12 protein-coding genes are annotated in these 9,647 nt (G+C 73.5%); 2 read left to right on the forward strand and 10 right to left on the reverse strand.

What is annotated here, in order from left to right:
• Nucleotides 1–37: 37 nt before the first annotated feature.
• The 10 genes from ACWEMJ_RS22585 to ACWEMJ_RS22630 all read right to left on the reverse strand — a co-directional run bounded on the left by ACWEMJ_RS22585 (nucleotide 38) and on the right by ACWEMJ_RS22630 (nucleotide 8,711).
• On the reverse strand, nucleotides 38–1,042 hold the full coding sequence (locus ACWEMJ_RS22585; RefSeq protein WP_452138897.1) for a lysophospholipid acyltransferase family protein: 1,005 nt from the start codon (nucleotides 1,040–1,042) through the stop codon (nucleotides 38–40).
• The gene (locus ACWEMJ_RS22590) at nucleotides 1,039–2,094 is read right to left on the reverse strand and encodes an NAD-dependent epimerase/dehydratase family protein (RefSeq protein ID WP_452138898.1); all 1,056 of its coding nucleotides are present in this window, start codon (nucleotides 2,092–2,094) and stop codon (nucleotides 1,039–1,041) included. The genes ACWEMJ_RS22585 and ACWEMJ_RS22590 overlap by 4 nt, the downstream gene beginning before the upstream one ends.
• 159 nt (nucleotides 2,095–2,253) lie before the next feature.
• Nucleotides 2,254–2,403 carry a 30S ribosomal protein bS22 gene (locus ACWEMJ_RS22595; RefSeq protein WP_425268772.1) on the reverse strand — a complete coding sequence of 50 codons (150 nt, stop codon included), beginning with the start codon at nucleotides 2,401–2,403 and terminating at the stop codon, nucleotides 2,254–2,256.
• A gap of 73 nt (nucleotides 2,404–2,476) precedes the next feature.
• Nucleotides 2,477–2,680, reverse strand: coding sequence for a helix-turn-helix domain-containing protein (locus ACWEMJ_RS22600; RefSeq protein WP_035863710.1), 204 nt, complete (start codon nucleotides 2,678–2,680; stop codon nucleotides 2,477–2,479).
• A gap of 117 nt (nucleotides 2,681–2,797) precedes the next feature.
• On the reverse strand, nucleotides 2,798–3,661 hold the full coding sequence (locus ACWEMJ_RS22605) for a phosphatase (RefSeq protein ID WP_452138899.1): 864 nt from the start codon (nucleotides 3,659–3,661) through the stop codon (nucleotides 2,798–2,800).
• Nucleotides 3,658–4,842: an acetoin utilization protein AcuC gene (locus ACWEMJ_RS22610; protein ID WP_452138900.1), complete on the reverse strand. Its 1,185-nt coding sequence runs from the start codon at nucleotides 4,840–4,842 to the stop codon at nucleotides 3,658–3,660. Before ACWEMJ_RS22610 ends, ACWEMJ_RS22605 begins: the two co-directional genes overlap by 4 nt.
• A gap of 318 nt (nucleotides 4,843–5,160) precedes the next feature.
• Entirely contained in the window at nucleotides 5,161–6,411 is a 1,251-nt protein-coding gene (locus ACWEMJ_RS22615; protein ID WP_452138909.1) for an MFS transporter, read from the reverse strand.
• Nucleotides 6,412–6,507: 96 nt separating this feature from the next.
• Entirely contained in the window at nucleotides 6,508–7,158 is a 651-nt protein-coding gene (locus ACWEMJ_RS22620; RefSeq protein WP_452138901.1) for an HAD family hydrolase, read from the reverse strand.
• An 11-nt stretch (nucleotides 7,159–7,169) separates the two neighbouring features.
• Nucleotides 7,170–7,997 (reverse strand): pyrroline-5-carboxylate reductase, encoded by an 828-nt coding sequence (gene proC, locus ACWEMJ_RS22625; RefSeq protein WP_452138902.1) that lies wholly within the window; start codon nucleotides 7,995–7,997, stop codon nucleotides 7,170–7,172.
• 87 nt (nucleotides 7,998–8,084) lie between these two features.
• Nucleotides 8,085–8,711, reverse strand: coding sequence for a DUF6461 domain-containing protein (locus ACWEMJ_RS22630; protein ID WP_452138903.1), 627 nt, complete (start codon nucleotides 8,709–8,711; stop codon nucleotides 8,085–8,087).
• Between the two features lie 146 nt (nucleotides 8,712–8,857).
• Between ACWEMJ_RS22630 and ACWEMJ_RS22635 the strand changes: the two genes are divergently transcribed.
• Together ACWEMJ_RS22635 and ACWEMJ_RS22640 are read left to right on the forward strand one after the other, a co-directional pair.
• Entirely contained in the window at nucleotides 8,858–9,286 is a 429-nt protein-coding gene (locus tag ACWEMJ_RS22635) for a hypothetical protein (protein ID WP_452138904.1), read from the forward strand.
• 71 nt (nucleotides 9,287–9,357) lie between these two features.
• Nucleotides 9,358–9,647, forward strand: a 290-nt coding sequence (locus ACWEMJ_RS22640) for a hypothetical protein (RefSeq protein WP_452138905.1), incomplete at its 3' end; no start/stop codon positions are given.

The raw sequence follows: 9,647 nt of genomic DNA on the forward strand, positions 1-9,647 counted from the left end.
CCCACCGGTCGATGGGCGCGGGGCGGGCGGGCACCCGTCAGCCGAACACCGAGCGGCGCTCCACCAGCAGCTTGTACAGCGTGTGCTGGATGGTCTCGCGCACCTGGTCGGTCAGGTTGAAGACCAGCATCGGGTCGTCGGCGGCTTCCTTCGGGTAGCTGTCCGTCGGGATCGGCTCACCGAACTGGATGGTCCACTTGGTCGGCAGCGGAATCGCGCCGAGCGGCCCCAGCCAGGGGAAGGTCGGCGTGATCGGCACGTACGGCAGGCCGAGCAGCCGGGCCAGCGACTTGAAGTTGCCGATCATCGGATAGGTCTCCTCGGCCCCGACGATCGAGCACGGCACGATCGGCACTCCGGCCCGTAGCGCGGACGCCACGAACCCGCCGCGGCCGAACCGCTGGAGCTTGTACCGGTCCGCGAACGGCTTGCCGATGCCCTTGAAGCCCTCCGGCCAGACCCCGACCACCTCGCCGCGCTCCAGCAGCGTCTGCGCGTCCTCGTTGCAGGCCAGCGTGTGACCGGCCTTGCGGGCCAGCTCGTTGATCACCGGCAGCACGAACACCAGGTCGGCGGCCAGCATCCGCAGGTGCCGGTCGGCGTGGTCGTGCACCGCGACCTGGGTCATCAGCGCGTCCAGCGGGATGGTGCCGGAGTGGTTGGCGACGATCAGCACCCCGCCGTCGGCCGGGATGTGCTCGGTGCCGCGCACCTCGATCCGGAAGTACTTCTCCGCCAACGGGCGCAGCAGCGCCAGGAACACCTCCTCGGTCAGCTCCCGGTCGAAGCCGAAGTCGTCGACCTCGTAGTCGCCCGTCAGGCGGCGGCGCAGGAAGCCGAGTCCGCCGGCGGCGCGCTGCTCCCAGCCCTTGCCGAACAGCTGGGTCGCGGCGACGCCGAGCCGGCCGGAGAGGGCCGCGCCGACGCCGTCGGCGAGCCGGTCGGCGAGCGCCGGGCGCGGTTCGGGGCCGGACCAGCTCGGTGCGGACTCGATCGGGATGACCTTGGCCGCCGGGTCGGCGGGCTCCCGGGCGGCTGTCATCGCGGCCTCAACTCCTCCGGTGCGGTGGGACGGTGGTCGGTGAGCAGGTCGGTGATCCGGTCGGTGACGGCGGTCAGCCGGGCCGGCGGCAGCGGGCCGGGCGCCACGTGCGCGGCGAAGTCGGCGAACGCCTCGGGGGTGGTCCAGCGCGGCGTGAAGCCGAACGTGCCGCGCAGCAGCGCGGTGTCCACCACCCGTCCGTGGGTGAGCAGTTGGAGCTGTTCCTGGGAGAACGCGCGGTCCGCGGGGGCGGTCAGCTGCCGGGCCAGCCGGCCGACCAGGCCGAGGGCGGGCCGCAGCAGCGGCACGGTGGGGCGGCCGAGCCGGCGGGCGCACTGGGAGAGCAGCAGCACGCCGTCGCCCGCGACGTTGTAGGTGCCGGTGGGGGCGTCCAGCGCGGCCAGCCGGAGCACCTCCAGCGCGTCGTCCTCGTGCACGAACTGCAGGCGCGGGTCGTGACCGAGCGCGGTCGGCAGCAGCGGCAGCCGGAAGTAGGCGGTCAGCGGGGTGTCGCCGTGCGGGCCGAGGATGTTGGCGAAGCGCAGCACGGTGACCGCGACGTCCGGGCGTCGGCGGGCGAACCCGCGGACGTAGCCCTCGACTTCGGCGGCGTCCCGGGCGAAGCCGCCGACCGGCAGGGCCTTGGGCTGCATCCGCTCGCCGAACACCGCGGGGTCGCGCGGCGCGGAGCCGTAGACGGCGGTGGTGGACTTCACCACCAGGCGGCGCACGCCGAGGGCCTTCTGGCACGCGGCGAGCAGCTGCATGGTGCCGATGACGTTGTTCTCCTTCACCAGCGCCCGGCCGCCGTGGCCCAGCGCGGTGACGTGCAGGTGCACCACGGTGTCCACCCGGTGCTCGGCGATCACCCGGGCGATCGCCGGCCGGCGCAGGTCCACCTGCGCGTACTCCACGCCGATCGGCAGCGCGGCCGGCGGCGGGCCGGCGTCCACGCCCACCACCCGGTCCACGCCGGGCTGTTCGGCGATCCGGCCGGCGAAACGCGCACCGAGCCGGTGTGCCACTCCGGTGACGAGCACGACCTTGCCCACGTTGCCGCGACCTCCCATGGCTGCCGGTGCTGCCTTCCCCCTGGCCTGCACCGTACCGCGCCGCGGAGGCGGGAGCGGAAACGCCACTGCCCGCCGCCGGAGATCATCCGGGGGCGGGCAGTGGTGAAACCTGGCGGCGCGAGGCGACCGCAGGCGGTGTTACTTCTTGTTGCGACGCTGCACACGAGTGCGCTTGAGAAGCTTGCGGTGCTTCTTCTTGGCCATACGCTTGCGACGCTTCTTGATGACAGAGCCCACGGAACATTCCTCGCTCACTCGGACCCGCGCCCGTGAGGAACGGGAGTCCATACGACTGACGGAGGGCCTAGCCTACCGTCCACCTCGCGTTTGCCGTAATCGGAGTCCGTCGGCGGTTGTGGAGCTACGCGCTCTGCAGTCGCACGTAGGACTCCTGGAGGTATTCGTGCACCTTCTGCTCGGGCACGCGGAACGAGCGTCCGACCCTGATGGCCGGAAGTTCGCCGCTGTGCACCAGGCGGTAGACCGTCATCTTCGAGACCCGCATCACCGAGGCGACCTCGGCGACGGTCAGGAAGACCACATCCTGCAGGGGACGCTCGCTCATGACCCTCACCCGACCCTTACCCGTGTGCAAGGCACCGGCTTCCCCTCCGGTGACTCCACCGGCACACGTGTATCCCCAGAGTAGTTATGGGTGGTACGGGTGGGAAGGGGGTTGTCGTCAACGGTTGTACGGTGCGAGATCCGCCCGTTGCAGTACGTAGTCGCTCAGCGGTCTGTAGCAGGACGCGGCCGAGCCGTCCTCCAGCGGTACGACCACGGTGACCAGCCCGTCCGCCTCGGCGGCGAACGGGGCGACGTCGTTGCAGTCCGCGATCCCCCCGGCCGGGATGCCGAGGAGGCCGGCCCCGCAGAGCCAGCCGTGGTCGCCCAGGACCAGGTCGGGAGGGCGGTGTCCGGCGTCCGCGAGGGCGCTCACGGCGAGTCGGACGGGCAGCGGGGAGTGGGTGTGGGCGAGGTCGCCGGGGCCGGGGCGGCCGGGGCGTTCGGGGCCGTCCAGGGCGCGCATCACCAGGACCCGGTCGACCACGTCGAGGTAACGGGGGCGGTCACCGTCCGGGGTGGGCTCGCGGAAGCGCACGCCCCGCGCGGGGGTGTGCACGGGGCAGCCGGCCGCTTCGAGCGCCCCGGCGAGCGCCGCGTGGAAGCCCGCCAGCTTGGTGGGGTGGCCGGTGCCGGCCAGCACGCTGCCGCGGCGGTCGGCGGTGCGGCGCAGCAGGGCGGCGAGGCGGTCCAGGGCGGCGAGGGTGAGTTCGGGGTCGATGGTGTCGGGGCCCTCGGTGTACCGGGGGTCGGGGCTGACGCCGACGCGTTCGGCCATCAGCGCCAGCACCGCGTCCGGGTCGCGGCGGGGGTGCGGGTCGAGGCCCATCAGCGCCTTGGGGTCGCCCTGGGCGAACAGCCGGTAGTGCCGGAGGTTGTTCTGCCGGGGGGTGGGCACGTCCGGTCCGGCGAGGCGGTGCTTCAGCAGGTGGGCGCGGAGCTCGTCGCGGGAGCGGGCGGTCGCCCGCGCGGTGGCGGTCACGGGAGCAGTCCGTGGTGCGGGAGGACGGCGCGGCGGGTGGCCAGGACGGCCTGGTCGAGGCGGTCGGCGGGGTCGTAGCCGCCGTCGTGGAAGTCCGTCCAGTGCGGGGTGGCGCCGTCGGTCATCCGCAGCGGGGCGGGGCGGCGGGTCAGCCGGTAGACCTCGGCGCGCCACTCCTCGGGGGTTTCGGTCTCCGGGGCGACGGGCTGGCCGGCGGCGGTGGCCACCAGGTGGGTCCAGGTCCGCGGTACCACGTCGACCACCGCGTACCCGCCGCCGCCGGTGGCCACCCAGCGGCCGTCGGCGTGTTCGTGGGCCAGACGGTGCACGGACTCGGCGATCAGCCGCTGGGCGTCGACGGTGACGGCGAGGTGCGCGAGCGGGTCCTCGACGTGGGTGTCGGCGCCGTGCTGGCTGACGATCACCTGGGGGCGGAACGCGGCCAGCAGTTCCGGGACGAGTGCGTGGAAGGCGCGCAGCCAGCCCGCGTCGCCGGTGCCGGCCGGCAGGGCGAGGTTGGCGGCGGTGCCCTCGGCGTCCGGGCCGCCGGTCTCGGTGGCCCAACCGGTCTGCGGGAACAGGGTGCTGGGGCTCTCGTGGACGGAGACGGTGAGCACCCGGGGGTCGTTCCAGAAGGCCTGCTGGACGCCGTCGCCGTGGTGCACGTCCACGTCGATGTAGGCGACGCGTTCGGCGCCGAGTTCCAGCAGTCGGGCGATCGCCAGGGCCGGGTCGTTGTAGATGCAGAAGCCGGACGCCTGGCCGGGCATCGCGTGGTGCAGGCCGCCCGCGAAGTTGACGGCGTGCGGGGTGCGGCCGCTCCACACCGCCTCGGCGGCGGCGACCGACTGGCCGGCGATCAGTGCGGAGGCGGTGTGCAGGGCGGGGAACGACCAGTTGTCGTCCGTGCCGAGGCCGTGTGCGGGGTCGGTGGCGGACGGGTCGGCGGCGGCCTGCTTGACGGCCGCGACGTAGTCGGCGGTGTGCACCAGGCGGAGGGTGGAGTCGCCGGCGGCGGGGGCTGAGCGGACTGTCACGGTCGGCCGCTCGGTCAGTCCGAGGGATTCGATCAGACGCATCGTCAGGGCGAGGCGGGTCGGGTCCATGGGGTGGCCCGGCCCGAAGTCGTAGCCGGTTTGGGCCTCGTCCCAGAAGAGGTGCAGTCCGCAAGTTTCTGCCATGGGCACACGGTATCCGGCGGGGCGTGAGGGGGTTGGGACGCGTCCGCCTGCCGGCAGCGGGAGTGCCTGCCGGGAGCGGACGCCCGTGCCGGGGGGCGCGAGCACGTGCAGGTCATTGGGGGCGGCGCGATCTTTCCCCGGGTCGGCTTCCGATTCGCGCAGTTCCCCGCGCCCCTGGTTTCGCGACCACCCGCGCTGCCGGGTTCGCGACCGCCCCCGCTGCCGGGTTCGCGACCGCCTGCGCCGTTGGGTTGGCGGCCACCTGCCAGGGGCGCGAGCACGTGCAGGTCATTGGGGGCGGCGCGATCTTTCCCCGGGTCAGCTTCCGTCTCGCGCAGTTCCTCGCGCCCCTGGGTTTGCAAGCACCCGCGCCTCGGGGTTCGCGGCCGGCTTCGCGGTGGGGGCGAAGTGGCCGGCGAGGGGGAGGATGGCCAGGATCAGGAGCATGGGGGCGCCGAACGCCCAGCGGTAGTCGGTGAGTTCGGCGAGGGTGCCGACGAGCGGGGAGCCGATCAGGAAGCCGACGTAGTTGAAGAGGTTGAGGCGGGCGACGGCGGCGTCGCTCGCGTGCGGGAGGAGGCGGCCGCCGGCGGCGAAGACCTGGGGGATGATCGCGCAGATGCCGAGGCCGAGGACGGTGAAGCCGAGGATGCCGGCCCAGGTGCCGGGGGCGGTGGCGGCGATCAGGAAGCCGGCGCCGGCCAGGCCCGCGCCGGCCCGGACGACGGGGACGGCGCCGAAGCGCTGGACGGCGCGGTCGCCGACGGCGCGGCCGAGCAGCATGGCGACCATGTAGCCGAGGTAGGAGAGTTTGGCGAGGTCCTCGCGGCTGCCGAGGCCGTCGGTGAGGTACTTGACGCTGTAGTTGGAGACCGAGGCGTCGGCGATGTAGGCGAAGGCCATCGCGGCGCACAGCGGCAGCAGGGGCCGCCAGGGGATGCGGCGGGCGGCGAGTTCGACGGCTTCGCGGACGGCGTCGCCGAGTTCGGCGGGTCCGGCGAAGTGGCGGCCGACCAGGAGCGCGGCGGGGACGAGGACGATCGCGGTGCCGCCGAAGACGGCGGGCAGTCCGGCGTCGTAGTGCGCGCCGAGGCCGGCGAGGGCGGCGCCGGCGATGCCGCCGAGGCTGAACGCGGCGTGGAAGCCGATCATGATGCTGCGGCCGTAGCGGTGCTGGAGGCCGACGCCGAGCATGTTCATGGAGGCGTCGAGGGCGCCCACCAGGATGCCGAACAGGCCGAGGGCGAGGGCGAGTTGCCAGAGCCGGTCGCCGAGTCCGGCGAGCGCGAGGGCGACGCAGATGGCGGGTTGGACGATCCGCAGGACGCGGCGGGGGGTGGTGCGCCTGACCAGGGCCTCGGAGCCGATGGAGCCGACGCCGGCCAGGACCGGGACGGCGGCCAGGAAGACCGGCAGCAGGGCGTCGCTGAGGCCGTAGCGGCCTTGGATCTCGGGGATGCAGGTGACCAGCAGGGCGAAGGTGATGCCCTGGAGGAGGAAGGAGAGTGCCAGCGCGGCACGGGCCCTGCGCAGTCGCGGGGTGGGTTCGGCCATGGCCGTGACCTGCATCGGAACCTCGCTCACCACCGACGCTACCGGCCGGTACGAAGGATGTTGGCCAGAGCGTAGGGGGTGGGCGGCGTCGGCGGGAGGGGTCGCGCGCGATCAGTTCAGGAGGTCGATCGCCCGTTCCAGGTCGGTGTAGAGGCCGGTGGCTCCGGCGGCGGTGAGCTTGGCCGGGTCGGTGAGCGCGGCGTACCCGTACACGTCCATTCCGGCGGCGCGGGCGGCGAGGACGCCGTTGCCGCTGTCCTCCAGGACCAGGCAGCGGGCCGGGTCGGCGCCCATGGTGCGGGCGGCGTGCAGGAACAGGTCGGGGGCGGGCTTGCCGATGCCGACGTCCTGCGCGGAGAACAGCAGCTCGTCGGTGAAGTACCCGGACAGGCCGGTGAGCCGGTGGGCGGTGCGGATCCACGAGTGGTGCGCGGAGGAGGCCACGCAGTAGCGGACGCCGCGCTCCCGGAGCCGGCCCAGGAAGGCCTCGGCGCCGCGTACGGGCTTGAGCTCGCCGTCGAACGCGGCGAACACCCGGTCGTGGAACAGGTCGTCGAAGCCCTCGGGGAGGGCGGCCCCGTACCGCTGCGCGATCACGTCGTGGACGTGGTGCGCGGCGGTGCCCATGAAGTCGCGGTAGGAGTCCTCGACGGTGGTGGGGTAGCCGAGTTCGGTGAGGTACTCGGCGAGCACCCGGTTGGATATCGGCTCGCTGTCCACCAGCACGCCGTCGTTGTCGAGGATCAGCAGGTCGTAGCTCACGTTGCTCCAGGTTACTTTCCGCCGGTGGCGAGTTCCCGGGAGCGGTCCCGGGCGGCTTCGAGGGCGCCGAGCAGGGCGGCCCGGACGCCGTGGTTCTCCAGTTCGCGGATGGCCGCGATGGTGGTGCCGGCGGGGGAGGTGACGGCCTCGCGGAGCTTGACGGGGTGCTCGCCGGAGTCGCGGAGCATCACCGAGGCGCCGATCGCGGACTGCACGATCAGCTCGTGGGCGACCTGCCGGGGCAGGCCGAGCAGGATGCCGGCGTCGATCATCGCCTCGACCAGGAAGTAGAAGTAGGCGGGGCCGGAGCCGGACAGCGCGGTGGCCGCGTCCTGCTGGCTCTCGGGGACGCGCAGCGCCTTGCCGACCGAGCGGAAGATCGCCTCGGTGCGCTCCAGGTGGGCCTCGGTGGCGTGCGAGCCGCCGGAGATCACGCTCATGCCCTCGTCCACCAGCACCGGGGTGTTGGGCATGACCCGCACCACGGGGGTGCCGGGGGCGAGCCGTTCCTCGAACCAGTCGGTGGGGATGCCGGCGGCGGCCGAGACGATCAGCTTGTCGGCGGCGACGTGCTCGGCGAGTTCGTCCAGCAGGGTGCCCATGTCCTGCGGCTTGACGGCCAGGATCAGGGTGTCGGCGAGCTTGGCGGCCTCGGCGTTGGTGACGGGGGCGACGCCGTAGCGGTCGGCGAGTTCGGTGGCGCGCTCGAAGCGCCGGGCGGTGACCAGCACGTCGCCCGGGTCGGTGCCGGCCCGCAGCAGGCCGGAGAGCAGCGCTTCGCCGATCTTGCCGGTGCCGAGGAAGGCGATCTTCTGACCGGCGGTGGTGCTGTTGCTCATGGGGCCCTCCGTGCGCTGCGGTTCGTGCCCGCCATCTTGCCCCGGATCCCCTCCCCCGCGACGCGTCCGTCCACCCTGCGGGCGGGGTCAGTCGGTGTCGTCCTCGTCCGCGTCGGCCACCACGCCGAGCAGGAACTCGGCGTCGCGGACGGTCTCGTCGGTGATCCGGACGCCGGTGAGCCGCTCGGCCAGCGCGAAGAACGCCGCCTGCTTGCCGGACCCGTGGTAGCCGACCTCGCGCAGCAGCGGTTCGAGGGCCCCCGGGTCGCTGCCGTAGGACCACTCGGGCTCCTCGAAGCCGGTGACCACTTCGCCGTCCCGGCAGTGGGTGAAGTGCTGCATGGGCTTGCCGGCGTTGCTGTCGTGGGTGACGGTGACGCCGCCCGCGGAGAGCGCCGGCAGGTGGCCGCCGACGCCGACGCCGGAGTCGAGGGCGAGCAGCAGCGTCCAGTCGCCGCCCTCCCCCGGGACGGTGACGGCGGCCGCGGCGAACGAGTCGTTCTGGTAGTCGTCGACCCACTCGCGCAGTTCCTCGTGGCAGTCGAGCAGGTCGTCGAAGCCGTCGCCGAAGCCCTGCGGGACGGCGCCGATCACCTCCAGCACCTGCTGCGGAGTGCGGCCGCGCACCAGGGTGAGGGAGTACCCGTCCTGGTCGCAGCGCCCGAACCACTGGGAGCGGGCGAGCCAGGCGTAGTCGTTCGCGGTCGAGGTCATCGGACCAGTGTGCCCGCCCGGGCCGACAGGGTGTCACCGGCTGCGTGCCGTGCGGCGGCGGGGCCCCGTAGGGGGAATCTCAGGGGTTCGAGTGCTGGATTCCCGGGCGGCCGTGGAGGACCGTGGGAGGCATGGGACACGGAGAGTTGTCAGGACGTGAGAACCGTCAGGTCGCCGTCGCCGCGGCGACGCTCGGGCCCTGGCGGACGGCGACGGCGGTGGGCGCGGTGGTCGGTGGCGCCGCGCTCGCGGTGGACGTGGTGACCGGGCACTGGGCGATGGACATCCTGGCGGGGCCGGTCGGCCTCGGGCTGTTCTTCTTCTTCCTGGTGGGCACGGTCGGCGGGCGGCTGCGCAAGGGCGGCGACCGGCGGCTGGCGCGCTGGGCGGCCGAGCACCCGTGGCAGTCGGCGGTCCCGGCGTCGGGGGCGCTGTGGCTGGCGAACACCGTGAACCTGTGGCTGCTGGGCGACTGGAACCTGTTCGCGGCGCTGTTCACCTCGCTGCTGCCGGCCGGTCTGCTGCTGGCCGTGGCGGGCGTCGTGGGTTCGGTGAAGGCGGCCCGCAAGGAGTAGCCGCCCGCAAGGCGTGGTTCTCCCGGCCCCCGGTGTCGGGCGTGTCGGCGGCGGTCGGCATACTTCCGGCCGTGCCGAGAATTGCGGGGCCGGGGCCGGAGAACGGCGAGCCCGGACGACAGGGGAACCCGTTCGCGGGGCCGGCGCCGGACGAGCGCGAGCCGCTGTGGGCGGACCGGACGACGCGCCGGACGCAGGTCGCACTGATGGTGTTCGGGGTGCTGATGCTCGTTTTCACGGTGGTGGTGCTGGCCGTGAAGGGGAACCCGAAGGAGAAGCTGCGGGAGCGGGCCTCGGCGCGGCCGCCGGCGAAGGCGGCGCCGGCCGCGCCGAGCAGCACACCGCCGGCCGTGGTGCCGGG

The organism is Kitasatospora sp. NPDC004531 (genome assembly GCF_053602195.1).